19 protein-coding genes and 11 tRNA genes are annotated in these 24,114 nt (G+C 56.4%); all 30 read left to right on the plus strand.

Going from position 1 to position 24,114, the window contains the following annotated elements; genetic code table 11:
- Positions 1-24: 24 nt before the first annotated feature.
- The 30 genes from ACI1P1_RS06680 (at position 25) to ACI1P1_RS06825 (ending at position 24,000) form a co-directional block, all read left to right on the plus strand.
- Positions 25-97 (plus strand) — tRNA-Asn (locus ACI1P1_RS06680).
- 6 nt (positions 98-103) lie between these two features.
- Positions 104-176 (plus strand) — tRNA-Thr (locus ACI1P1_RS06685).
- Positions 177-184: 8 nt separating this feature from the next.
- Positions 185-256 (plus strand) — tRNA-Glu (locus ACI1P1_RS06690).
- 10 nt (positions 257-266) lie between these two features.
- Positions 267-342, plus strand: a tRNA-Val gene (locus tag ACI1P1_RS06695).
- A gap of 6 nt (positions 343-348) precedes the next feature.
- Positions 349-420: transfer RNA gene (locus ACI1P1_RS06700), tRNA-Gln, on the plus strand.
- Positions 421-426: 6 nt separating this feature from the next.
- Positions 427-499, plus strand: a tRNA-Lys gene (locus tag ACI1P1_RS06705).
- A gap of 12 nt (positions 500-511) precedes the next feature.
- Positions 512-591 (plus strand) — tRNA-Leu (locus tag ACI1P1_RS06710).
- A 15-nt stretch (positions 592-606) separates the two neighbouring features.
- Positions 607-681, plus strand: a tRNA-Gly gene (locus tag ACI1P1_RS06715).
- Between the two features lie 3 nt (positions 682-684).
- A tRNA-Arg gene (locus ACI1P1_RS06720) sits at positions 685-758 on the plus strand.
- A 13-nt stretch (positions 759-771) separates the two neighbouring features.
- Positions 772-848 (plus strand) — tRNA-Pro (locus ACI1P1_RS06725).
- An 11-nt stretch (positions 849-859) separates the two neighbouring features.
- Positions 860-930: transfer RNA gene (locus tag ACI1P1_RS06730), tRNA-Gly, on the plus strand.
- A gap of 933 nt (positions 931-1,863) precedes the next feature.
- Positions 1,864-2,673, plus strand: a complete 810-nt coding sequence (locus tag ACI1P1_RS06735; protein WP_416215599.1) for a helix-turn-helix domain-containing protein — start codon at positions 1,864-1,866, stop codon at positions 2,671-2,673.
- 221 nt (positions 2,674-2,894) lie between these two features.
- Positions 2,895-3,917, plus strand: coding sequence for an ABC transporter substrate-binding protein (locus ACI1P1_RS06740; protein WP_416215600.1), 1,023 nt, complete (start codon positions 2,895-2,897; stop codon positions 3,915-3,917).
- A gap of 103 nt (positions 3,918-4,020) precedes the next feature.
- Positions 4,021-5,067: a FecCD family ABC transporter permease gene (locus ACI1P1_RS06745; RefSeq protein ID WP_416215601.1), complete on the plus strand. Its 1,047-nt coding sequence runs from the start codon at positions 4,021-4,023 to the stop codon at positions 5,065-5,067.
- Positions 5,068-5,069: 2 nt separating this feature from the next.
- Positions 5,070-6,110 carry a FecCD family ABC transporter permease gene (locus ACI1P1_RS06750; protein WP_416215602.1) on the plus strand — a complete coding sequence of 347 codons (1,041 nt, stop codon included), beginning with the start codon at positions 5,070-5,072 and terminating at the stop codon, positions 6,108-6,110.
- Between the two features lie 41 nt (positions 6,111-6,151).
- Positions 6,152-7,438: a nitrogenase component 1 gene (locus ACI1P1_RS06755; RefSeq protein WP_416215603.1), complete on the plus strand. Its 1,287-nt coding sequence runs from the start codon at positions 6,152-6,154 to the stop codon at positions 7,436-7,438.
- Between the two features lie 16 nt (positions 7,439-7,454).
- A complete protein-coding gene (locus ACI1P1_RS06760) occupies positions 7,455-8,699 on the plus strand; it encodes a nitrogenase component 1 (protein ID WP_416215604.1) in 1,245 nt (414 codons plus the stop codon).
- Between the two features lie 35 nt (positions 8,700-8,734).
- On the plus strand, positions 8,735-9,694 hold the full coding sequence (locus ACI1P1_RS06765; protein ID WP_416215605.1) for an alpha/beta hydrolase: 960 nt from the start codon (positions 8,735-8,737) through the stop codon (positions 9,692-9,694).
- 143 nt (positions 9,695-9,837) lie between these two features.
- Positions 9,838-10,845, plus strand: a complete 1,008-nt coding sequence (locus tag ACI1P1_RS06770) for an ABC transporter substrate-binding protein (protein ID WP_416215606.1) — start codon at positions 9,838-9,840, stop codon at positions 10,843-10,845.
- Positions 10,846-10,850: 5 nt separating this feature from the next.
- On the plus strand, positions 10,851-11,861 hold the full coding sequence (locus tag ACI1P1_RS06775; protein WP_416215607.1) for a FecCD family ABC transporter permease: 1,011 nt from the start codon (positions 10,851-10,853) through the stop codon (positions 11,859-11,861).
- Positions 11,862-11,871: 10 nt separating this feature from the next.
- On the plus strand, positions 11,872-12,876 hold the full coding sequence (locus tag ACI1P1_RS06780) for a FecCD family ABC transporter permease (protein WP_416215941.1): 1,005 nt from the start codon (positions 11,872-11,874) through the stop codon (positions 12,874-12,876).
- A gap of 16 nt (positions 12,877-12,892) precedes the next feature.
- On the plus strand, positions 12,893-13,690 hold the full coding sequence (locus tag ACI1P1_RS06785) for an alpha/beta hydrolase (RefSeq protein WP_416215608.1): 798 nt from the start codon (positions 12,893-12,895) through the stop codon (positions 13,688-13,690).
- Complete coding sequence (locus ACI1P1_RS06790; RefSeq protein WP_416215609.1) at positions 13,690-14,583, plus strand: alpha/beta hydrolase; 894 nt, start codon at positions 13,690-13,692, stop codon at positions 14,581-14,583. The genes ACI1P1_RS06785 and ACI1P1_RS06790 overlap by 1 nt, the downstream gene beginning before the upstream one ends.
- Positions 14,580-15,443, plus strand: a complete 864-nt coding sequence (locus tag ACI1P1_RS06795; protein ID WP_416215610.1) for an ABC transporter ATP-binding protein — start codon at positions 14,580-14,582, stop codon at positions 15,441-15,443. The genes ACI1P1_RS06790 and ACI1P1_RS06795 overlap by 4 nt, the downstream gene beginning before the upstream one ends.
- Positions 15,444-16,220: 777 nt before the next feature.
- The gene (ppc, locus tag ACI1P1_RS06800) at positions 16,221-19,010 is read left to right on the plus strand and encodes a phosphoenolpyruvate carboxylase (protein ID WP_416215611.1); all 2,790 of its coding nucleotides are present in this window, start codon (positions 16,221-16,223) and stop codon (positions 19,008-19,010) included.
- Positions 19,011-19,424: 414 nt separating this feature from the next.
- Complete coding sequence (locus tag ACI1P1_RS06805; protein ID WP_416215612.1) at positions 19,425-20,342, plus strand: DMT family transporter; 918 nt, start codon at positions 19,425-19,427, stop codon at positions 20,340-20,342.
- Between the two features lie 45 nt (positions 20,343-20,387).
- On the plus strand, positions 20,388-20,966 hold the full coding sequence (gene sigW / locus ACI1P1_RS06810; RefSeq protein WP_416215613.1) for an RNA polymerase sigma factor SigW: 579 nt from the start codon (positions 20,388-20,390) through the stop codon (positions 20,964-20,966).
- Between the two features lie 76 nt (positions 20,967-21,042).
- A complete protein-coding gene (locus tag ACI1P1_RS06815; protein WP_416215614.1) occupies positions 21,043-21,651 on the plus strand; it encodes a zf-HC2 domain-containing protein in 609 nt (202 codons plus the stop codon).
- Between the two features lie 137 nt (positions 21,652-21,788).
- Complete coding sequence (gene cdaA / locus ACI1P1_RS06820) at positions 21,789-22,622, plus strand: diadenylate cyclase CdaA (RefSeq protein ID WP_416215615.1); 834 nt, start codon at positions 21,789-21,791, stop codon at positions 22,620-22,622.
- Positions 22,615-24,000 carry a CdaR family protein gene (locus tag ACI1P1_RS06825; RefSeq protein WP_416215616.1) on the plus strand — a complete coding sequence of 462 codons (1,386 nt, stop codon included), beginning with the start codon at positions 22,615-22,617 and terminating at the stop codon, positions 23,998-24,000. The genes cdaA and ACI1P1_RS06825 overlap by 8 nt, the downstream gene beginning before the upstream one ends.
- Positions 24,001-24,114 lie beyond the last annotated feature (114 nt).

Consider the following 24,114-nt stretch of genomic DNA (forward strand, 5'->3'; position numbering starts at 1 on the left):
CAAGCTCTGAACTGTAGTGTATATTCCCTGATAGCTCAGTCGGTAGAGCACTCGACTGTTAATCGAGTTGTCGCAGGTTCGAGTCCTGCTCGGGGAGTACCATGCTTCCATAGCTCAGTAGGTAGAGTGCATCCATGGTAAGGATGAGGTCACCGGTTCGATTCCGGTTGGAAGCTTTGCAGTTGGCCCGTTGGTCAAGGGGTTAAGACACCTCCCTTTCACGGAGGTAACAGGGGTTCGAATCCCCTACGGGTCATACATATCCCGGGCGCTTAGCTCAGCCGGGAGAGCATCTGCCTTACAAGCAGAGGGTCGGGGGTTCGATCCCCTCAGCGCCCACCATTGTATTGGGGATTAGCCAAGCGGTAAGGCAACGGACTTTGACTCCGTCATTCCTAGGTTCGAATCCTAGATCCCCAGTATTATGAGCCATTAGCTCAGTTGGTAGAGCACCTGACTTTTAATCAGGGTGTCGTAGGTTCGAGTCCTACATGGCTCACTTTTGTCCTATGCGCGTGTGGCGGAATTGGCAGACGCACTAGACTTAGGATCTAGCGGGCAACCGTGGGGGTTCAAGTCCCTCCACGCGCATTTTACCTCTTTTTTGCGGACGTGGCTCAGTGGTAGAGCATCGCCTTGCCAAGGCGAGGGTCGAGGGTTCGAATCCCTTCGTCCGCTCCATATGCACCCTTAGCTCAGCTGGATAGAGCGTTTGACTACGAATCAAAAGGCCGGGAGTTCGAATCTCTCAGGGTGCGTTTTATTGTTTAACGGGACGTAGCTCAGCTTGGTAGAGCACCTGGTTTGGGACCAGGGGGTCGCATGTTCAAATCGTGTCGTCCCGACCATATTTTTTAATGCGGGTGTAGTTCAATGGTAGAACTCCAGCCTTCCAAGCTGGTAGCGTGGGTTCGATTCCCATCACCCGCTTAGCAAAAGCCGTCGCTGGACGGTTTTTTTGTTTATGATGGGAAGCGAACGTCAGGGTTCGACCGCTCGGCGAAACTCCAGCACAGCGGAGAGAGCCCTCAAGCGAGCGTCCGCGTCCCGAACGGCCAAAAGATTGGCCGAAAGACACGGAGTATTCCCATCACCCGCTTAGCAAAAACCGTCGCTGGACGGTTTTTTTGTTTATGATGGGAAGCCAACGTCAGGGTTCGACCGCTCGGCGAAACTCCAGCACAGCGGAGAGAGCCCTCAAGCGAGCGTCCGCGTCCCGAACGGCCAAAAGATTGGCCGAAAGACACGGAGTATTCCCATCACCCGCTTAGCAAAAACCGTCGCTGGACGGTTTTTTTGTTTATGATGGGAAGCCAACGTCAGGGTTCGACCGCTCGGCGAAACTCCAGCACAGCGGAGAGAGCCCTCAAGCGAGCGTCCGCGTCCCGAACGGCCAAAAGATTGGCCGAAAGACACGGAGTATTCCCATCACCCGCTTAGCAAAAACCGTCGCTGGACGGTTTTTTTGTTTATGATGGGAAGCGAACCCCAGGGTTCGCTTTTTTTGTTTTAGCTAACGGACACAGAGGCTGCTATAACGCCTAAAAGGGGTGATCCGCCAAGCTTACGGACCGTAGGGACGTTATATGAGAAAATCTGAGGGGTTTCTGGGCCTAATGATGACAATAAGGTTTCCTGTGTCCGCGAAAAGCCCGGAATCCTGCAAATTTGCGGAATAGCGGAAGGAAGGTCCGTTAGATTCCTCCTTTACCAATTATCAAACAACCTTCACGAATTCACTCCTTGGTAGGGCTTGTTATTTGCTATAATTGAAAATGATAATCAATATACATGATACGGCTGTGCGTTCTCAATTACCTGTATATGTACTTAAGGGCAAAGCAGAGGAGGCTGTTTCCGGACATGAATATCAATGAAATCATGGAGGAGTATACGTCGGAGCCGATTATGATTTTGCCGACCTATTACCGCCGCCACCCTGTAGGTTATGTGGAGCCCGGGTATATGACCAATGTATCGGCCTTCCTCTTTCCGGTGAAGGGAGAGGGATATTTTCATTTGGACAACCAGTCCTTCCGCTTCCGCCCGGGTATGGTGATTCACGGTTGCCCCGGCAAGTGGCTAACCTCCGGGAATATCACGGACAAGCCGCTGGAGTTCTACATTATGTATTACCGGCACGAGAAGGACAGTGACGGTTATATGCACCGGGCATACGAAATGGAGATTGGCTCCAGCCCCGGTTTGTTTGCCACTCTCAAAATGCTGACGGATGTGTCCAAACACCCGGATACCTTTTCCAAGTTCCAGGCGAAGGCTCTAGTTTACTCTGTGCTGTCGGAGCTGTTCGGCATTCTGAAAAGCGCCCGGAGCAATGAGGCTCAGAGTATGGTAGAGGAAGCGAGGGGTTACATCGAATTCCACCATATGCGGCAGCATACCCTATGCGACTTGGCCGGGCGGTATGGGATGTGTCCCAAGTATTTTTCGGAGGTGTTCAAAAAGTATATAGGTATCAGTCCCATTGATTACTTAATCGCATACCGGATGAAGGAAGCCCACCGCCTGCTGACGTCCACCTGTGCCACTGTCAAGGAAATTGCCGAGATGGTGGGCTACACCGATGCCTATTATTTCAGCAGACTGTTCAAAAAGCAGTTTGGCCTCGCCCCTACCCAACTCCGCGCACTTCCCATCGAACAGGCCAACTAAAACGAGCCCTATAGTATCGAAAGACTTCGCAGGTACCATCCCATTCCTTTTGGGGGAGTTTCGAGATAAGAAGGAAATTGTCCATCCCCGGTTCAGGAAATCCTCCATTTCTCTCACACTATGCACATGCTAGAATGCTTTATATGTTGCAATTGCGAATCGTTATCAATGAGGAGAGTTGCATAATAGAGAATCTGCATTCAAAAAGTGGAGGGATTAGATTGAAGAAGCTATTGGTATTATGTTTGACATTCGCATTTGCAGCCGGGCTGATGGCAGGCTGTGGCGGTAAAGATGCGGCTGATGGGAATGACTTGGCTGCCGGAGCAAGCCCCGCCGCAACCGCTGCGGCAAGCGCAAGCGCCGCTGCCTCTGCAGCTCCGAAAGCAGACACGGCTGTTTTTCCGCTGACATACAAGGACGCTCTGGGAAATGATGTTGTCATAAAGGAACGCCCGAAGCGCGTAGCGGTTGCTTTTTTCCATTTCCTTGAGCCCTGGTTTTCCCTGGGGGTGACCCCGGTAGCGGCGGACAATGCAAACTCTCTGTTCGGCTTCCTGTCCTTCCAGCCCTTCATCAAGGAGCAAGCCAATGTCCTCGATTTGGGCACCACCGTCAGTGTGGAAAAGGTACTGGAATCCAAGCCCGATCTGATTATCGCGGCTACCCCTTATAACGACAAGATTATGGACCAACTGAAGCAAGTGGCACCCGTTGTGGTATTTAAGAATGACCTGGATTGGAAGGGCCGCCTGCTGGAATTCTCCAAGCTGATCGGCGAGCCCAAGAAGGGCCAGGACAAGGTAGCAGAGATTGAGAAGCTGATTGTCACCAACCGTGAAAAGCTGGCTGCCAAGAAGGATCAGACAGTCGCCTTCATTTCCTTCAACAATAAAGGTACCTATACCGCGTTTGGCCTGGACCGTTGTGTGGCCTTCTATGACAAAACCGCAGGTTTGGGGCTGACCCCTCCTGCCAATTACCCTGCCGTGCATGGCAAGGATAACATCTTTACCCTGGAAGGGCTGCTCCAGCTGAACCCCAGCTATATCTTCCTGTGGGATGATATGACCAGCAATTCCGAAGAGACCACCCTGGAGGAATTGAAGAAGAACCCGGTATGGAATACGCTCACTGCCGTGAAAAACAACCATGTGTTCATTCTTGACCGGGCAGCCTTCTCCGCGGGACCTCTGGGTGTGGAATATGGTGTCAAAGCCATTTCGGAGTTTATGTTGAAATAATTGAAGCCCGACATAAACCAAACAGGTATCCGTCCAAATTACAAAGGGGCGGGGCCTGTTTTGGCATATTGTCCATGAGGTTACGGCGTAGGAGGCAACAGGAATGAACCGTGTTTCGGCAAAAGTGCTGGCAGTTCCCGGGGCTGTCAACAAATTTAAAATCCATACCGGCTGGCTGATTATTCTGGCCGGGTTTGCTGTATTGTTAACCGGAATGCTCTATTCCGTCTCCAAAGGCGCCATGCCCATTCCCTTTCAAGTGGCATGGGATGCGGTCGTTCACCGGGACGACACCAACCCGCAGCATATGGTCATCTACAATCTCCGGCTGCCCCGGGTGATTGCAAGTGCTTTGATCGGCGCCTCCTTCGGAGTGGCAGGGGCTCTTATGCAAGGGATGACCCGCAATCCCATGGCGGATGCGGGACTGATGGGCTTAAACGCGGGAGCAGGATTTATGCTGTCCATCTGCTTTGCGTTTTTTTCGGGAGTCTCCTATCTGCAAATTATGATGCTCTCCTTCGTCGGTGCTGCCCTGGGAGCGGGGCTCGTATATGGCATCGCCTCCTTGCAGCGCGGCGGGGCCTCCCCCATGCGGCTGGTATTGGCGGGAGCGGCAGTAACGGCGCTGTTGACTGCACTCAGCCAAAGCATTGCCATCTACTACAACGTAGCGCGCAGCTTGATGTTCTGGACCTCCGGCGGTGTGGCGGGAAGTGACTGGAGCCAGCTGAGGCTGGCGGCACCTATAATTATCGTAGCTATCCTTGGAGCTATGCTGCTCTCCCGGTCGGTTTCCTTGATGAACCTGGGTGAGGATGTGGCTCAGGGCTTGGGGCTGAAGACGGCGTTGGTGAAGACCATCGGGACCGTCCTCGTGCTTCTGCTGGCGGGGGTGTCTGTTGCCGTGGTGGGTGCAGTGGGCTTTATCGGTCTGGTGGTGCCGCATATGTGCCGGGCGCTGGTAGGCGTGGATTACCGTTACATTATTCCCGCCTCGGCAGTATTCGGGGCTTTGCTATTGGTGACAGCGGATCTGGCGGCGAGAACCCTCAACCCGCCTTCGGAAATTCCCATCGGGGCATTGGTGGCCCTGATCGGCGTGCCCTTTTTCCTTTATCTGGCCCGTAAACAAAGGAGGGCTGGTTAACGATGGCGCAAATCAGCTTGACCATGGAGCAGTTCCGCCGGAAAACCATCCGCCGGAATGTGGCCGTGGCGGTGGTGATCACGCTTCTGCTGGCCGTTTCTTTTGTCATCAGCATGAACACGGGTTTTTCCCGGCTGACGCCGATGGATACCATCCGGACCCTGTTCGGGGGTGGTACCGAGAAGGAGAATATGGTGCTCTTCCAATTCCGCCTGCCCCGGATTGTCCTCTCTCTGCTGGTGGGGGCTGGCTTGGGCGTAGCCGGTTCCATTATCCAGGGGGTAGCCCGCAATCCGCTGGCGGACCCCGGTTTGCTGGGCATCAACGCAGGCGCTGGGTTGATGGTCGTGCTCTTCATTATGGTGTTCGGCGCCAAATCCGCCGGTTCTATCTTCCTGCTGCCGGTTCTGGCATTGGCCGGAGCGGGTATGGCTGCCATCGTGATTTATGTCCTGGCCTACAAAAGAGAGGAAGGCATCAGTCCGATACGGCTGATTCTGGTGGGTATTGCTTTGCAGGCCGGCATTACATCTGCCATGACCGTACTGGTGATGAGTCTGGATGAAGCCCAGTTCGATTTTCTGGTGCAGTGGCAGGCGGGCAGTATTTGGGGCTCCAACTGGAAGTTTGTGTGGGCGCTTTTGCCCTGGCTGATCGTGCTGCTGCCCTATGTTTGGTCCAAGTCCCGGATGCTGGATGCCCTGAACCTGGGGGATGATGTGGCCGGAGGGCTGGGAGCCCGGGTAGAGAAGGAGCGGCGCAGCCTGCTTATAGCCGCAGTCGGACTGGCTGCCTCGTGTGTGGCGGTCAGCGGCAGCATCAGCTTTGTAGGGTTGATTGCCCCGCATCTGGCCAAAATGCTCACCGGCACCCGCCACCATGTCCTGCTTCCCATCTCTGCTTTGACGGGAGCGTTGATTGTATCCGCCGCCGATACCCTGGGACGGATTGTGGTCAGCCCCGATGAGCTTCCCGCGGGCCTGATTGTGGCAGTGGTGGGTGGGCCGTACTTTCTTTATCTCTTAATCAAAAGCGGGAGATAAGCCTTATTCAATTATTAAAAAGAAAGCGGGTGAGTCCGACGATGATTCAAGACAGCACGGCTTCCGGGCTTAAGCACCTGCGCCGGTTGTCCGCAGTGAAGTCGGAGCGGGCAATTGAAATGCTGACTCCGGCGGCCAACCCGGGCAGCCATTGCCCCATGCACACCACCTTGTCCCTGGCCGGGCGGATGGCCGGTGTGTCCACCTTGGTGATCGGCATGCCGGAATGCGGCACCTACAGCAAAATGGTTATACCGGAGCCGTTCGGCAAAGCTGGCGAGCTGCATTGGGTGTACCTTTTGGACGGAAACGAAGTGGTATTCGGCTGCAGCAAGGGACTGGGCGAGGCCATCAAGGAAATGGATGCTGCGGGAGCGCGGGCCATTCTGCTGATTGTCACCTGCATTCCTAATCTGATTGCGGAGGATGTGGAGCTGCTGGTCCAGGAGATGGAGCCGCAGCTTTCAACGGCAATGCTTGCCGTGGTACAAGCCGCCCATTTTACATGCAGCAGCTATCCCACTGGATACTGGCGGACGTTAGCCGCCATGGGCAGCCTCATGGAGGAAGGGCCGGAAACCGGAACTGCCCGCACCATGAACATCATGAGCTTCGGAGCGCAGCGGACTGCTGCAGGTCCGGAGCTGGGGGAGCTGTTGGAGGGGCAGGGCTGGCGCATCAGGCATCTGGGTCCCGGCTCAGCCTTAGAGGACTATCTGGAGGCGCCCGAGGCGTCGCTTAACATTGTGGCTTCCCCGCATTTTGCCGAGCTGGCGGCTGTGATGGAGAAACGCTTTGGTATTCCTTCCGTTCAGCTGCACAGTGCGTATAGCTGCACGGAAATCGAGCAGGCGTATGAGCGCATTGCGGAGCTATTGGACATTCCCCAACAGAAGGCAACATACCCGGCACGCCAGGAAGTGCTTGCGCTGGAGCGGGAAATAGAAGCACGTATGAAGGGGGTAACCTTTGCCATTACGGAAGGGTGTGTAGATCCGCTGCCATTGGCGGCGTATTTTACCCGGTTGGGGCTGGAGCCCGTTCTGATTCATATGGAAGGCTTCGGACATGGAGATAAGGCGTGGGGGCGGACTATTGTCAAAAGCGGGTTTGATCCGCTGGTTTGTCACATGGCCAGTCCGGAAACGGACGGAGCTGTTATAGCGGAGCTGTCACCGGGCCTATGTGTAGGACGGCCCTTGATCCCCCGTGCACAGGGAACGGTTTATCTGGAGGGGCAGGCTACATCTGCGGCCACCTGCGGCTTCGGGCGTAGCATCCGGCTGTTGGAGAGTTTGTCCAAGGCCATGGCTATGCAGCAAGAGTAAAAAGGAGGAGAGTGCTGTGGGATTGTACAGGTTTCGTCCCCCTGCATCGGGGCGGATGGGAATCCTGTGGACCCTGTCCACCATCCGCAATGCCGCCTTGGTGGAGTTTGGCTCCATGGGGCATATGGTGTATGCGCGGGTTACCTTGGAACGGATGGGAGTAAGCGGGGCTTGCGGATTATATGCGACGCACTTGAACGAAAACGATATTGCATTGGGCTCCACGGACCGGCTGCTGGACGCAGTTCGGAATGTTATCCAAAAGGATGCGCCGCAGGCGGTATTCCTGCTGCCTTCCTCTGTTCCGGAAATTATCGGGACGGATCTGGGGGCGTTGGCCCGGGAGCTGGGCGGGCTGTACCCGGAGGTCCCGGTGGTGGCCTTTGGCAAAGGGGGCTTTCACGAGGTTGCCTGCCATGGCGTGGAGGAGGCGCTGGCTGTTCTGGCCCGGGAGCTGGCTCGGCCGGCGGCGGGCCAGCAGCCGGAAGGCGGGCGGAGGGCAGAACCCGGCACCTACAACATTATCGGCTCCTGTGCCGACCGTTTCCGCTTCCGGGCGGAGGCCGCCGAGCTGGAGCGCCTGATGTGGGGAGGCCTCGGGATGAAGCCTCAATGTGTTATGACCGCAGGGGCTTCGGTGGAGGAGCTGCGCACCCTTGGCAGTGCCAGCCTTAATCTGGCGGTGCGGGAAGAGGCGCTTGCTGCAGCCGAATGGCTGAAGGACAACCATGGGACCCCCTATGTGTTGGGCTGCCCCTACGGAATAGAAGGAACCACCCGATGGCTGGTGCAGGTGGGTGAAGCCATCGGACGCAAGCCGGATGCCGGATTTATCAGCCGGGAGTCAGCGGAGGCCAGACAAGCCTCCCGCCAGTTGGTGCCGGCTATCCGTTACCGGAAGGGAAAGGCCCGTCTGTTTTTGGGCGGACCTTCCGAAAGTGTGGCGGGAATAGGCGCTTTTGCCAGAGAGGAGTTGGACATGACGGTGGAAGCCGCGTGGCGCGACAGTCCCTACGGGAATAGCAGCACACTGCCATTTTACACGGAACGGCAGTGGATGGAGGCGGCCAAGGCTGCAGAGGGCGCCATCCTGATGGCCAGCGGCCAAACCCTGCAATGGGCGGGGCAGCCGGATACCCTGCAGATCGCCAACCCTGATCTGGCCTGGCGGATCAATCCCTATGCACCACCTTTTGCCGGCTACCGGGGGGCGATGCACCTGATGGAGCTCTGGGCTAATGAAATCAACCGGAACGGCTGAGAAGCTGTACGATCAGAGAAAGGGGAGTCCGGCCAATGGCTAATGAAATGCCGCGAAAAACTGTGGATTTGTCAACAAAGGAGCCTGGGGCGGGAGATGGATTTGCTTTGGCGGGTACGGAATGTATCGAGGTCTGCTCCTCCGTCTCCGGCCGGGAATACCGGATTATGCTTGCCACCCCGCAGACCTCGTCTCCCGCTGCCGGGTATCCCGTTATTTATCTGCTTGATGCGGAAATGTGCTTCGGCACAGCCGTGGAAGCGGTGCACTGGCAGACGAAGCCGCCCAAGGGATATGATCCCGCCGTGGTGGTTGGCATCGGGTATCCGTCCCGGCTGGACCGGGTGCGGGAACGGTTCCTGGATTATACGACTCCTGCCGACCCAGCCCAGCTGCCTGTCCGGGGAAACAGAGAACCTTGGCCGCCCTTAGGCGGGGCGGATGCATTCCTGGACTTTATCGAGCAGGAGCTGATGCCGGTGGTGGAGGCCCGTTATCCAGTGGACCGGAGCAGACAGGCGTTTATCGGGCATTCCATGGGCGGTTTTCTGGTGCTGCATGCGCTGTTTACCAGAGCACCTGTGTTCCGGACCTATGTGGCGGGCAGCCCCTCCATCTGGTGGAACGGCCATACCCTGCTTGAAGAGGAGAGGGCCTTCCGGCGGAGGCTCATGGAGAGGGCGGACGGGCAGAAGGCGGCCGAGTCTGTAGGGAGGGTTGAGTCTCCTGAGAGGGCGGAGACCCTTAGTTCGGCAGATCCCGAACGTCTCCTGCTGATTGCCGCAGGCGGGCATGAAGGCGGGGGAGACAGCCGGATGCTGGAGAACGCCATGGAATTGGGAGCCCGTCTTTCGGCTCTTCACCACCCGTTGCTGACTGTAGTTGTGAAGGAATTCGAAGGAGAAGGCCATATTTCGGTGGTGCCGGCCTTGTTGGCCAAGGGAATTCGGCTTTCATTAGCAAAGACCCGGGAGGAGCGGGAGTGGAATGTGTAACGATGTTCTGACCGCTGGCCGGAAAAAAGTCTTGCGTACGGGGGCCTATCCTCTTATAATGATAACAGTTCTCATTTAGAATGATAATGCGAATCATTATTATTTACGGGAAACTAAAAGCCATGAGGGGAGTAATTGGTGTTATGAAAAAGGTTGGTTTGACAGCATCGCTCGTATTGGGTCTGGGTATGATTCTGGGGGCCTGCGGCAGCAGCAACAATGCGGCTGATCCCTCCACCGCTGCTTCTGCCAGCCCGGCAGCCAGCGCACCAGTTGCAGCTTCTGCAAGTCCTGCTGCAGCTCCGGCGGATCAAGGCCCCAAGACCATTACATATTTGGATAAGCAATATCAGCTGGCCGGCACGAAGAATATCGTCGTCGCCAGTCTGGAGGCCATGGAGGATGCGGCTGTTCTGGGCGTGAAGCCCGTAGGCGCCGTAACCGACGGCGTGAAGATTCCCGAGTATATGTCCAAGGCCATGGAGGGTGCCGTGGAAGTGGGCAACCGCCAGCAGCCCAATGCCGAAGCCATCCTGAAGCTGAAGGCCGACGTTATCATGGGCACCTCCAAGTTCCAGGCTGCCGTGGTGGAGCAATTGAACAAGGTTGCCCCTATGATTCCCGTCTCCCATATTTCCTCCAACTGGGAAGCTAACCTGCTGGTGATGGGCCAAATTGCCGGCAAGGAGGCGCAAGCCAAGGACATTATCGAAAAGTACAAGAAGGATGCCGCTGCTGCCAAGGAGAAAATCGCCGCTAACGTGAAGGACAAGAAGGTCCTGATGCTGCGCGTCCGCACCGGAAGCCTTTACGCGTATCCTGCCGATGTGTATTTTAACCCTTCCTTCTATACGGATTTGGGTATTGCCGTTCCGGAAGAGCTCAAGGCTGTGAAGGCCCAAGAGCTAGTTTCCATCGAAAAACTGGCCGAGATCAACCCGGATTACCTGTTCGTCCAATTCGCCGAGGCCGAGAACAAGGACCAGCCCAAGTCTCTGGAGGAGCTTCAGAACAATCCGATCTGGAAAAGCCTGAAGGCTGCCAAAAACGGCAAGGTTTTCGTGAACATTGTAGACCCCAGCGCCCAAGGCGGCACCTCCTGGAGCAAGCTGGCATTCCTGGATAAGGCCGTTGCCGCTCTCAGCCAATAAGCCCCATGTCGCATAAGGCGGTTTCACCCTACCTGATTTTGGCGGTTTCACCCGTTGCCATCGTGCTGGTCCTGCTAGCCTCCGTCATGTATGGGGCCAAGTCCATGGACTGGACGGTGGTAAGGGATGCCTTCTTTCATTTTGATCCGGATAATGTAAACCATCAGATTGTGCTCCACTCCCGGCTGCCCCGGGCGGCGGGGGCCCTTCTGATCGGCGGCTTCCTGGCCATGTCGGGCGCCATGATGCAGGGGATGACCAGAAACTATCTGGCGTCCCCTGCCATTATGGGGGTCTCCGATGGGGCCGCTTTTGCTATTACCTTGACCATGATTCTGATGCCCAACGGCTCCATGCTGGGACTGGTAGCAAGCTCGTTTATCGGCTCGGCCTGCGGGGTGGCCCTGGTTTTCCTGCTGTCGTGGATGATGCCGGGAGGAATGGCACCGGTGCGGATGGCGATTCTGGGGACGATTATCGGGACGTTCCTGAGCAGCGCCTCGGCAGCGCTGGCCATCTCCTTCAATATCTCCCAGAACGTCAGCTTCTGGTTCAATGCCAGACTGCACCAGATGAACCCTGACCTGGTAAAGCTGGCGCTGCCGTTAGGGCTGATTGGACTGGCTGTGGCCCTTGTGCTGGCCCGGTCCATCACCATCATTTCCCTGGGGGATGATATCGCGGCGGGCCTGGGGCAGCGCACCTTCTGGGTGAAGCTGGCCACCATGGCCTGTGTAGCGCTGCTGACGGGAGTATCCGTGGCCTTGGCAGGCAAGATTGCCTTTGTCGGGCTCCTGATTCCCCACATGACCCGCTATCTGGTCGGTGTGGACTACCGTTGGGTGGTTCCCTGCTCCGGGCTGATGGGGGCTGTGTTCCTGGGGCTGTCGGATGTACTCAGCCGGTTTATGAACTACCCCTTCGAAACCCCCATCGGGGTGGTCACCTCTGCTGTGGGCATCCCGTTCTTCCTGTACCTGATCCGTACGAGGGGAGGCGGCGAGCGTGCAGCCTAGAACCACACCTTTGCGGTTAGCCGTTGTGATTGTGACGGGGCTGGTGTTGTCCGTGATCGTGGCGTACCTCAGCCTCACCAGCGGGGAGTTTGATCTGAGCGTGCGGGAGGTTGTGAATACCCTCTTCCGCCTGGAGACAACCCCGCAGTGGGATCTGGTGATTTTTGACTTCCGCCTGCCCCGCATTGTGCTGGGGGCATTGGTGGGCGCCGGTCTGGCTGCAGCGGGCGCGGTCATTCAAGGAGTCAGCCGCAACGGCTTGGCAGACCCGGGCATTCTTGGCATCAACGCAGGAGCCGGAGCTGCCATTGTCACCTTCATGTTCTTCTACCAGGGCCAGATCCGCACCACCGGGTGGTCCGCTATTCTGGCCATGCCCTTCTTTGGCCTGGCGGGGGGGATTGCCGCCGCTGGCCTGATTTACCTGTTTGCCTGGAAGTCCGGGCGGCTGGACCCTCAGCGTCTGCTGCTGACGGGAATCGCCATCAGCTCCGGCTTTGGGGCGTGGACCCTGTTTCTGTCGTTGAAAATGAACGCTTCCGATTTTGAAATGGCCACCGTCTGGCTGTCCGGGAGCATCTGGAGCGCCAACTGGAAGTTTGTCGTATCCATTGCCCCTTGGCTCATTATCCTGCTGCCGGTGATTTACCGGAAGTCCTATGTTCTGGATCTGTTCCAGCTGCACGAAAGCAGCGCCATCAGTCTGGGCGTTCGTACGGAGCGGGAGAAGTCTCTCCTGCTCTTGGCCAGCATCGGCATGGTCAGCGCCTGTGTGTCCATCTCGGGAGGCATCGGCTTTGTTGGCCTGCTGGCCCCTCATATTGCCAGACGGCTGGTGGGCCTGCACCACCGCCATATGCTGCCCGTTTGCACCATTATGGGCATGCTGCTGGTGATCCTGGCGGATTACATCGGCAAAAATGTGGTCGCCCCTGCCGAGGTTCCCGTTGGCATTGTTATCGCCATTATCGGCGTCCCTTATTTTGTCACCCTGCTTATGAAACGCCCTGCTTAGAGGAGGCTTGAACCGCATGCTTATGAAAGGCAGCCTGATTAAGGACCAGTTGGACAACCGGGAGGTCACCCTCTACATTCCCCCCTCCTGCGGGGCCTGCAGCCTGACCTTCCCCCTGCTTCTGGTCCAGGACGGGGATTCTCTCTTCGCCTCCAATACGGAGTTATTGGAGTGCAGCTTCGCCCAAGGGAAGCTGCCGGAGATGATTATCGCGGGTGTGAAGCCGGTGAACCGGCTGAATGAATACACCCCCTGGCCTGCACCGGCGCTGGTGCCGGAGCGGCCGGATTTCGGCGGGGAGGGCCCGGCATATATCCGTTTTCTGGCGGAGCGCCTGCTGCCGTATCTCCAAACCAACTACTACGCCGACGGCCGCCGGGAAATGACCGGCATCCTCGGAGCCTCCTTGGGCGGGCTGCTGTCCTATTATGCCGGGGCGGTCCGGCCGGATGTGTTCGGCAGGATAGGGCTGCTGTCCGCTTCGCTGTGGTACCGGGGGATGATGGACTTTATCCGGCAGGATGCCCCGGCGGCTGCAAGGCGGGACCAGCGCCTGTACATGTCCGTGGGGACCCGGGAGGGGGAAGGCAAGGAAACGGTCCAGAAGGACATGCCTGCCCTGAACCGGGCAGCCTTCGAGCTGCTGGCCGGCAGCGGGCTGGGACCCGACCGGCTCCGCCTGGATATGGAGGAAGGCGCGTTTCATGAGCAATCCAGCTTTGTGCGGCGTTTCCCGGAGGCAGTGGAATGGTTGTTCGGGCAGCCAACGGAGACGGCAGATAAGGTTTCTGCGCCAGGAAGGAGGCTTGAGTGATGGAGCAAACCGATCATAGACTTGCTGTGTCCGTTACAGAGGAATCCGGCCCCGTCCTGGTGCCCGGCACAGAGGCCTGGACGATGCAGTGGCCGGAATCCGGCCGCTCTTACCGGATCATGGCGGCGTTACCCTCTGGCGAGGCTCCGCCGGAGGGTTACCCCGTTATCTATCTCCTGGACGCGGACTCCTGCTTCGCAATAGCTGTGGAGACACTGCGCCTGATGACCCGCAAGCCCCACGGCTATGATCCGGCCATCCTCATCGGCATCGGTTATCCCGCAGGAATGGAGGCCTCCAAGGAGCGGTTTCTGGACTACACCACACCAGCGGAGGAGGCTATGCTGCCCAACCGGGGAGACGGCTCCCCGTGGCCAGAGATCGGCGGTGCCGAGGCGTTTCTGGATTTCATCACCGGCGGTTTGCAGCCGTTGGTGGCCCGCCGTTATCCCGTGAATGCCCGTCGGCAGTCGCTGTTCGGGCATTCCCTGGGCGGTTTCCTGGCGCTGCACGCGCTGTTCACCCGGAGGGGAGCATTCGCCGCTTATGTAGCCGGCAGCCCCTCCATCTGGTGGGCGGACCGGGTGCTGCTTCAGGAAGAGGAGGTTTTCCGGCAGCAGGCGGAGGAGAGAGCGGCGGGCGGTGAGGGTTCTGTGCCTCCCATTCAGTTGTTGATCGGTATCGGAGAGCTGGAGAAGGGGCATCGGAGCCGGATGTGGGAGAACGCGGAGGAGATGGCGGAGCGGCTGATCTCCAGGCCTCCTGCGGGGCTTGCGACCACATTCAGCAGGTTTGAAGGAGACGGTCATGTTTCGGTGATACCCGCGTTGATTGCCAAAGGCATCCGGGTCGTTTTATCCACATCCCATGACGAAAGGGGACGCATTATATGAAGGATCGTTTGTTTACCCAGCAACTGGATATTGCCTATGAAAGCCGCTTGATCGTGGAGGATCTGAACCTCTCCATTCCCTCCGGCAAGATTACGGCTCTGGTAGGAGCCAATGGCTCAGGGAAGTCCACCATCCTGAAGACCATGTCCCGGATATTGAAGCCCCGCAAGGGCAGTGTATTCCTGGACAGCAAGGCGATCCACCAGCAGTCCACCAAGGATGTGGCTAAGCAATTGGCCATCCTGCCGCAGAATCCGGTAGCTCCGGACGGTTTGACGGTGGGTGAGCTGGTGGGTTATGGGCGTTTCCCCCACCAGAAGGGCTTCGGTACTCAAACCCGGGAGGACCGGGATATTATCCGCTGGGCCATTCAGGTGACCGGGATGGAGGATTTTTTCGACCGGCCGGTAGACCAGCTCTCAGGGGGCCAGCGGCAGCGGGCTTGGATTGCCATGGCTCTGGCGCAGCAGACGGACATTCTGTTCCTGGATGAGCCCACCACGTTCCTGGACATGGGGCATCAGCTGGAGGTGCTGAAGCTTCTGCAGAAGCTGAATCAGGAGGAGGGCAGAACCATCGTGATGGTGGTTCACGACCTGAATCATGCCACCCGGTATGCGGGCCATATGGTGGCCATCAAGTCCGGCAAGGTGGTCAGCCAGGGTACACCCACGGAAGTCATGACCCGGGATGTGCTGCGTCTGGTCTTCGGTATTGAAGCGGACATTATCTCCGACCCGCGGACGGGAGTTCCCCTGTGCCTGCCGTTTGAGCTGGCGCGGGAGGAAGCCGCGGAGCCAATGCCGGAGCAGGCTGCGGTCCGAAGTGAGCTGCTGGCGGCAGCCGGACGGGGCCGATAAGGGGTTCTCACGCCGGTTCGGCGGGGAAATCGAGTGTATGGTGATATGCAGAAACGAAAACAAGAACGAGAAGAGAGCCGTTTTCCGCTGATGGAGAATGGTTCTCTTTTTTTGCGCCGGCGATGTCCTCCTGAAGGGTATGCTAACGGACAGAGAGGCCGCTAATGGGCGTAAACCTGGCGGTTTTTCATTTTCGCGGACCGGGAGGCCGTTATTCTTCTAAATGTGGACTCAAACAAGGTTTACCAAAGCACATAGCGTCCCCCCTGTCCGCAAAAGCCAGGGAAAGAAGGATTTTGCCCAAATAAGGGATTGTCGGTCCGTTAGAATCACCTATGGTCCAGCGGGACCATCACCATCAACGAAAATACCGGGCAGACGCGGCACTTTCGTATAAATCCCGGCTGCAGAGCTGGGAGGGGCGGACCTCGGTCAACCATACGAGTGAACCCCAGAAAAGTCGATGTGACGACGAGCAGCCTGCAGCCATCCTGCCGTCCAATTCACATATGACTACTACCAGGGGACAAATTTCCATCCCTAAAAAACAAAAATCATTTTGACAGACGGAATCGCGCATGCTATTTTTGTATGAAAAGCAATTTTTGCAGGCGGCGGGATTGGTGATTTGTTTGAAAGATCCGAATTTTTTATCGTATTCCCTCTATATTTATTCGGATCAGCTGTGATAAAATAAACTAATCTAAGTTTTGAGTCTGATAAAGACTGATTAATGCGGAACGGCGCAGAACCATTTAGGCTAACGGGGTGAGGAGCATGTCGGAATACATATTGGCTGCCAAGGGAACCAGCAATAATCTGCTGCGGCGGGACATCCGCTTTCTGGCGAATATACTGGGTGAGGTATTGGTAGGCCAAGGCGGCGAGGAATTGTTGAATGTAGTGGAGAAAATCAGGGAAATGAGCAAATCCATGCGGCTTGCTTCTGACTCGGATATTTATAAGGAGTACATGTCGACGATTCACAGCTTAAGCCCAGTGATCCGGCATCAGGTAATCCGGGCGTTCGCCATATATTTCCAGCTGGTGAACATTGCCGAGCAGAACCACCGCATCCGCCGGAAACGCGACTATGACCGCACTGCCGGAGAAACCATCCAGCCCGGCTCCATTGAGAGCATCATCAAGGAGCTGCAGATTCGGGATATTACCGCGGAGGAGATTCAGGATATTCTCGAGGGCATCTCCCTTGAGCTGGTGATGACGGCGCATCCCACGGAAGCGACCCGCAAGGCTGTGCTGGACATCCACCACCGGATTGCCGACCAGATGATGGAGCTGGATAATCCGATGCTCACCTACCGGGAACGGGAGCAGCTGCGCAGCTGTCTCCACGGAGAGATTCTGGCGCTGTGGCAAACCGATGAGCTCCGCGACCGGAAGCCTACGGTACTCGACGAAGTGCGCAATGGCCTGTATTATTTTGACGAAACTCTCTGTGACGTGCTGCCGGAGGTATATGCGGAATTGGAACGGTGTTTGGAGAAATATTATCCCGACCAATCCTGGCATGTTCCGACCTTCCTCCGGTTCGGCTCCTGGATCGGCGGTGACCGGGACGGCAATCCTTCGGTTACCTCCAATGTGACCTTCGAGGCCCTGGGCATGCACAGGGGGCTGGCCCTTCAGAAGTATGAGGAGTCCCTCCGGGAAGCTCTGAACTATATGAGCTTCAGCACCAGCATTGTCCAGGTGACCGATGAGCTTTTGAAGTCCATCGAGGACGAGCGGGATTGTATGGATCTGGACATTGAGGATGCCTGGAGAAACGAGAAGGAGCCTTACCGGGTCAAGCTGACCTACATGCTGGAAAAGGTGCAGAACACGGGGAACCCCCATTTTCATAACCCTTCCGCCCGTTATTGGTCTCCCGATGAATTCATCAGCGACCTGCGGATCGTGGACCGCAGCCTGCGCAGCCATTATGCGGGACAGATTGCCGACCGGTTCATCCGCAAGCTCATCCGGCAGGTGGAGCTGTTCGGCTTCCATATGAGCACGCTGGACATCCGCCAGCACAGCAAGGAGCATGAGAATGCCATCTCCGAAATTTTCAGAATCATCGGATTAACCGATCATTACGGGGATTTGCCCGAGGACGAGAAGGTCACCCTCCTGACAGAGGTGCTGAACGACCCGCGCCCTGTTACCTCCCCTTACTTCGAATATTCCGAATCCACTACGGAGTGCCTGAATGTCTATCGTACCGTCCAGGCGGCCCAGAAGGAATTTGGCGTCAATTGCATCAAGAGCTACCTGATCAGCATGACCCAAAGCGCCAGCGACCTGCTGGAGGTGATGGTATTCAGCAAGGAGGTTGGTCTGTACCGCAGGGATAAGGAAGGCAATCTGATTTGTACCCTGCAGCCGGTGCCCCTGTTCGAAACCATCGACGATCTGCACGACGCACCGTCCATTATGGCTACATTGTTTGCCATTCCCGCTTACCGCGATGCGGTAGCCAGCACCAACAACCAGCAGGAGATTATGCTGGGTTACTCCGACAGCAACAAGGACGGCGGCGCTCTCACAGCCAACTGGGAGCTTCGTTTGGCCTTGAAGGATCTGACCGAGATGGCCCGTGCCTTCTCTGTGAAGCTGAAGTTTTTCCATGGCCGGGGCGGAGCCTTGGGACGCGGCGGTATGCCGCTCAACCGCAGCATTCTGGCCCAGCCTCCCGAAACCATCGGAGGAGGCATTAAGATTACCGAGCAGGGCGAGGTGCTCTCCCAGCGGTACTCCATGAAGGGGATTGCCTACCGGAGCCTGGAGCAGGCCACCTGGGCGCTTTTGACGGCTGCAGTGATGTCCCGTCACCCCCAAAGCGACATTCACGAATACAAGTACGAAACGATTATGAAGCAAATTTCCGATGCCTCCCTGAAGAAGTATCAGGAGCTGGTCTTCGGGGATCCGGACTTCATGGCGTTCTTCCGGGAGTCCACGCCCCTGCCCGAGGTGGGCGAGCTGAATATCGGCTCCCGCCCGTCGAAGCGCAAAAACAGCGACCGGTTCGAGGACCTGCGGGCGATTCCCTGGGTGTTCGCCTGGACCCAAAGCCGTTACCTGTTCCCTGCATGGTATGCGGCGGGCAGCGGCCTGAACAGCTACTACAAGGGCAAGGCCGAGAACATGAAGCAGCTGCAGAAAATGTATGCCAAGTGGTCCTTCTTCCGGACCGCTATCGACAACCTTCAGATGGCCTTGGCCAAGGCGGATTTGAACATCGCCCGGGAGTACGGCAAGATGGTGAAGGACCGGTCGATTGCCGACCGGATCTTTCAGGAGATCAGCGACGAGTTCAAGCTGACCTCCGAGCTGATTCTGATGATTACCGGCCAGAAGGAAATTCTCGATAATGTGCCGATTCTCCAAGAGTCCATCAAGCTCCGCAATCCGTATGTGGATCCCATGAGCTATATGCAGGTGCTGCTTCTGACGGAGCTCCGGGATTGCCGGGAACGCGGCGCAGATGACGAGCGGCTGATCCGAGAGGTGCTGCTGACCATCAACGGCATTGCTGCAGGGCTGCGGAATACGGGCTGATGCCATAAACGAGTGTCATAACTAATAGGAAGTTGTAAATCGGGGACCTTAAGGATCATATACCTTATAGGGCCCCGGTTTTTTGTCTGAAGGCGGGGAACGGCGTGGGAGCGAAGGCAGAGGATTTGGTTTCGTAACGGAACCAGGAGGACCTTAGAACGTAAAAAATGGGGATTTCCAGCTGTAACGGAACTCAGCACTCTTACACCGCTAAAAGCGTCATTTACAGGCAATATTAGCCTTCTAAGAGCTTCTGAGTTCCGTTAAAATTGAGAAGCGGCGGTTTTGGGGGGCTAAGAGTCGCTGAGTTCCGTTAAAATCGGGAGAGGGCTGTTTCGGTGGCAGCTGTGCGCTTATGAGTTCTGTTACTGAGCAGCGTAGGTTACATTTAATATGAAGGAGCACGTCAATCGCATGAAAACGATGTTTTCGTATAAATGGGTGGCAATTCTCTGTATTGTGATCGGAGCCTCCAGCTATGGTTTGCTTTCGCCGGTGATTAAGCTGGCTTTTGCGGATGGTATCAGCGAGGGAAATGTCACCTCGGCCCAGGTTACCATGGGAGCGCTTATTATGTGGCTGCTGGTCCTGGTGACGCCGGCGGCACGTAAGAGCTCGTTTACCGGCCCGTGGATCAAACAGGCGCTCATCGGTATGAGCGGCTTGTCCCTTACTACTATTTTTTATAATCGAACATTGTCGGAATTGGACGCTTCTTTGGCAATTGTATTGCTATTTCAGTTTACTTGGATTACCATCGTAATGGAATGTATTGCTGAACGGAAGTGGCCGACCCGCTACCAGGGCGGCGCAATTGCCGTGGTGATGGCCGGCACCATCCTGTCCGTGAACCTGTTGTCGGCGGATTTGTCACGGTTCAGCGTGAGCGGGATTCTTTTTGGTCTGGCCTCGGGCTTCACCTACAGCCTGTTCTTGTTTCTGGCGGGACGGGTGGAATCGGACCAGCATCCTTTTTTGAAATCGGCTTGGATGCTGACTGCCGGACTTATCGTGATCTATTTGTTCTATCCGCCGGTTTTCCTGGTTGGCGGAGCCCCTGATACAGGCTCCCTTATCGTGTGGGGTCTGGGTCTGGGCCTTCTGGGACAGGTGATTCCCACAGTGGCGTTTCTCATTGGCATCCCCCGCACGGGAGCATCGCTTGCGGCGATGGCGGGGGCCATGGAGCTGCCGGTTGCACTTATTGGAGCATACTTGCTTTTGGGCGAAAGTATTACCGGCATACAGTGGCTGGGCATGGGGCTCATACTGGCAGGGATTGCCCTGTCCGAGCTTAAACATACAGAAGGCGGCGCGAAATCCTTGTCATAACTGGAGAGACGGGGATTTCGGGTATAGCCGGGTGGAGGAGTTTTTGTGAACTACGTAGAGGCGCGGCTGGTGAGGCTGGCGCGCAATGGGGACAGACAGGCTTTTGAAGAGCTGGTGGAGATGTATAAAGACAAAATCTATCATCTCGGCTACCGGATGCTGAGCAACTCCATGGAAGCGGAGGATGTAACGCAGGATACTTTCCTGCGGGTCTACATGAATCTGGACCGCTATGATGAGAACCAGAAATTTTCCACCTGGATCTACCGGATTGGCACCAATCTCTGCATCGACCGTCTGCGTAAGCGCAAACCGACTTATTCGCTGGACGCGGAGATGCCGGAGGGGGACGGAACGGACTGGTATTCGCTGTTGAAGAGCGACCAGGACACTCCCGAGGAGGAGGTTGTGCTTTCGGAAACACAGGACCAGATCCGCGGCGCCATCGAAACCCTTCCTGAAAAATATAAGTCCGTGGTGATTCTGCGTTATCTTCACGACATGTCCCTTCAAGAAATCGGGGATGTGCTGGGTATGCCCGTCACTACAGTCAAAACCCGGGTCCACCGGGGGAGGGAATTCCTGCGAAAAAAGCTTGAGCCTGAATTCGGAGGCGGCATTTAAAAATGAAACCAACCCAATCGCCGATACGTATGATACATTGTCAACCAGACGAGTTATGGAAAGGGGAGGCTTAACGATGCAATGTTCCGATGCCCTTCCTCTGATACATGAATACCTGGACGGAGATCTTGAAGGGGCAGACGCGGTGGAGCTGAAGAAGCATCTTCTGATCTGTCCGGACTGCAACAAGCTGTTCAAGCAGATGGAGCAAACGGAGGCCTGTATCCGTTTGTTGCCCAAGACACCGGTTCCCTCCGATCTGACAGCCCGGATTATGGGCAATATCCCAGTGAAGAAGAAGCGGCGCGAGAGCTGGCTCAAGTGGCTCCGCACACATCCGGCTTTGTCGGTGGCTTCGGTTTTTTTGCTGGTGATGGCTACAAGCTTCCTGTCGCTGTGGGATCAGGATAAGGACATGGTGGTTAAAGGCCCCAGTCTGGATCAGGTAGTCATTCAAGGAGATACCGTCATCATCCCCCAAGGGCACACTGTCCAGGGCGATTTGACGGTGAAGCGGGGAAAAGTTCAGGTGGACGGCAGTGTGGATGGGAATGTAACGGTGATCGACGGAAGCTACAATCTGGCCTCCACCGCTTATATTTCCGGTCATGTGAATTCAGTGGACGAGACGCTGGAGTGGATTTGGTACAAGGTAAATGAGGTTTTCTCTTGGGTGACCCCGTGAAGACGTAAAGAAAATGATTAACCTTCCCTTAGATTTTTATGAAGGGGAGGTTTTTTGTTTGAAAATTTGTTATGATGAAATGAGGGCTAAAGGCCCGTTTTGTCAAAGAGATAAGGACCTCGGGGGATGCCAAATATATGGACATATTCAGCGATCTCACCTTTAGGGGATCAATCAAGGAAATCATCGACATACTGATCGTCAGTTATGTGATCTATAAATTAATTCTGGTCCTCCGCGGCACACGGGCCATCCAGCTGCTGCAGGGGATTTTTGTGGTGGTGCTGGCGTGGGCCCTGAGCTTTCTGTTTAATTTGAATACGCTGCAATGGCTGATGAACCAGATGTTCACCTATGGGGTGATGGCCCTGATCATCATCTTCCAGCCGGAGCTCAGGCGTGCATTGGAGCAGCTGGGACGCGGGAAGCTGTTCAGCCGCACTGCCTCTGACGAGGAGCATGCAGTGAACCAAAGAATCGGTGAAATCGTCAAAACAGTAAACCACTTATCCAAGCGCAAAATCGGAGCTCTTATCGTCTTCGAACGGGAGACAGGCCTGACGGATTATATTGAGTCCGGCATTCCTCTGCGATCCGACATTTCCTCCGAGCTGTTGATTAATATCTTCATTCCCAATACCCCGCTGCATGACGGGGCGGTAATTATCCGCCAGAACCAGATTATGGCCGCAGGCTGCTACCTGCCCTTGTCCGAGAATCCGTTTATCAGCAAGGAATTGGGGACCCGGCACCGGGCGGGAATAGGACTGAGCGAGGTGTCCGACGGGATCTCCGTAATTGTCTCCGAGGAGACGGGACAGATTTCCTTGGCGCTGAACGGCCAGATCGTACGGGATATCGGGGAGGAGTCGCTGATTTCCAAGCTGTATGCGGAGCTCCGGCCCCCCAAGAGCCAGCCCGGGGAGAAAACTCCCTTCTGGAAGCGGAAAGGCGGTGGCCCCATTGGATAAATGGTTAAGCAATACCAACTTTGTCCGGATTCTCGCGCTTTGTATCGGCGTACTTCTGTGGGTGGTGGTCCATCTGGATGTGCAGTCCAATACGTCGGTATCGGCCACGGATTCCAAGAACACCGTAACCAATGTGATGGTACAGGCTCTCTATGACGAGGCGCAGTACAGCATTGTTTCCATTGAGCCTGCCGAGGTAACCGTCACCATGAAGGGGGACGCCGCCAAGATCAAGCAAATGAACCCCGGCAATTTCAAGCTGGTGACGGATCTGAGCAAGCTGACGGCAGGCACCTACGAGCTTCCGGTGACCACGGAATCCGAGCTGTTGAGGGGCGTCACTTTGGAGATTGTGCCCAACAAGGTCAAGGTAGTTATGGAAGAAAAGAAGATGAAGGAGGTTCCCGTGCAGATTGACCTGAGCGGTCAGCCTGCCGCAGGCTTCCGGGCCGGAACGCCTGTTATGAACCCCAGCCGGGTCTATATCTCCGGGCCGGCCAGCAAGATCGAAAGTGCAGAATCCGCCAGAGCCACTATCAGCATTGACGGAGCCAACCAGAACGTAATCAAAAAGGTGAAGCTCACCGCCTATGATAAAGCCGGCAATGAGGTGAAGGGCACCATCAGCCCGCCGGTTCTGGAGGTAGAGGTGCCGATTACCCTGCCGGTGAAGGCCATGCCCCTGCAGATCAAGTGGACCGGCCAGCCTGCATCGGGCTATGCCGTATCTGCCATCGCGCAGAGTGTGGAGCAGGTGAATGTGTACGGAACTCAGGATATTCTAGATAAAATGGAGTTTTACGACGGTGTGGAAATCGACCTGAACGGCCTCCGGGAAGATAAGGTGTTCTCCCTGGAGATCCCTGTAAAGAACAAGTCGCTTAAGGTGGAGCCTGCCAAGCTGGAGGTGAAGGTGACGGTGGTTCCCTCCGTAACGAAAACCCTGGAGGGCATCCCGCTTACCTTGACCACGCCGCCCGCCAATGTGGACGTCCGGTTGACCGCTCCGGCCAGCGGGCTGGTGAGCATCACCGTGGAAGGGGCGCCTGCCATCATCGACCGCCTGCGGCCGCAGGATGTGACGGCGCAGGCCAATGTGGGCAATCTAAGCGCCGGCAGCTATGAGCTGCCCATCAACGTCAGCCTGCCGCAATTCGTGAAGCGGCTGGACGGCAATAAGGCGGCGGTGGAGGTAACGGCCAAGGCAAGACCGGAGACCTCTCCGGCACCTACGCCGACACCTTCTCCAACTCCTGTTCAAACCACGGCGCCGCCGACGGATGTTCCGGCTTCGGCCTCCGTTCAGCCTTCGCCAGCGGTCTCACCGTCGGCCACTGCGTCTCCGCACGCAGCTGGGGCTGCGTCGGCCTCGCCATAAGAGCTCTGACGGCGCTTGCCCGGGCGCAGAATGGGGGCAGCGGTCACCAGCCGCCCACCGGCAGCATAACGTAATGACATCTGGGCTTACCTGCAAGTTGCAGACACATAAAGG

The sequence above is a fragment of the Paenibacillus mesotrionivorans genome (assembly GCF_046098205.1).
Taxonomy (GTDB): domain Bacteria; phylum Bacillota; class Bacilli; order Paenibacillales; family NBRC-103111; genus Paenibacillus_AR; species Paenibacillus_AR mesotrionivorans.

Excerpts from the sequence above, each read along its gene's own strand:
- ppc (WP_416215611.1), top strand. The coding sequence starts at position 16,221 with ATGTCGGAATACATATTGGCTGCCAAGGGAACCAGCAATAATCTGCTG.
- ACI1P1_RS06745 (WP_416215601.1), top strand. The coding sequence starts at position 4,021 with ATGAACCGTGTTTCGGCAAAAGTGCTGGCAGTTCCCGGGGCTGTCAAC.
- ACI1P1_RS06805 (WP_416215612.1), top strand. The coding sequence starts at position 19,425 with ATGAAAACGATGTTTTCGTATAAATGGGTGGCAATTCTCTGTATTGTG.
- cdaA (WP_416215615.1), top strand. The coding sequence starts at position 21,789 with ATGGACATATTCAGCGATCTCACCTTTAGGGGATCAATCAAGGAAATC.
- ACI1P1_RS06755 (WP_416215603.1), top strand. The coding sequence starts at position 6,152 with ATGATTCAAGACAGCACGGCTTCCGGGCTTAAGCACCTGCGCCGGTTG.
- ACI1P1_RS06750 (WP_416215602.1), top strand. The coding sequence starts at position 5,070 with ATGGCGCAAATCAGCTTGACCATGGAGCAGTTCCGCCGGAAAACCATC.
- ACI1P1_RS06775 (WP_416215607.1), top strand. The coding sequence starts at position 10,851 with ATGTCGCATAAGGCGGTTTCACCCTACCTGATTTTGGCGGTTTCACCC.
- ACI1P1_RS06735 (WP_416215599.1), top strand. The coding sequence starts at position 1,864 with ATGAATATCAATGAAATCATGGAGGAGTATACGTCGGAGCCGATTATG.
- ACI1P1_RS06770 (WP_416215606.1), top strand. The coding sequence starts at position 9,838 with ATGAAAAAGGTTGGTTTGACAGCATCGCTCGTATTGGGTCTGGGTATG.
- ACI1P1_RS06815 (WP_416215614.1), top strand. The coding sequence starts at position 21,043 with ATGCAATGTTCCGATGCCCTTCCTCTGATACATGAATACCTGGACGGA.
- ACI1P1_RS06765 (WP_416215605.1), top strand. The coding sequence starts at position 8,735 with ATGGCTAATGAAATGCCGCGAAAAACTGTGGATTTGTCAACAAAGGAG.
- ACI1P1_RS06795 (WP_416215610.1), top strand. The coding sequence starts at position 14,580 with ATGAAGGATCGTTTGTTTACCCAGCAACTGGATATTGCCTATGAAAGC.
- ACI1P1_RS06785 (WP_416215608.1), top strand. The coding sequence starts at position 12,893 with ATGCTTATGAAAGGCAGCCTGATTAAGGACCAGTTGGACAACCGGGAG.
- ACI1P1_RS06790 (WP_416215609.1), top strand. The coding sequence starts at position 13,690 with ATGGAGCAAACCGATCATAGACTTGCTGTGTCCGTTACAGAGGAATCC.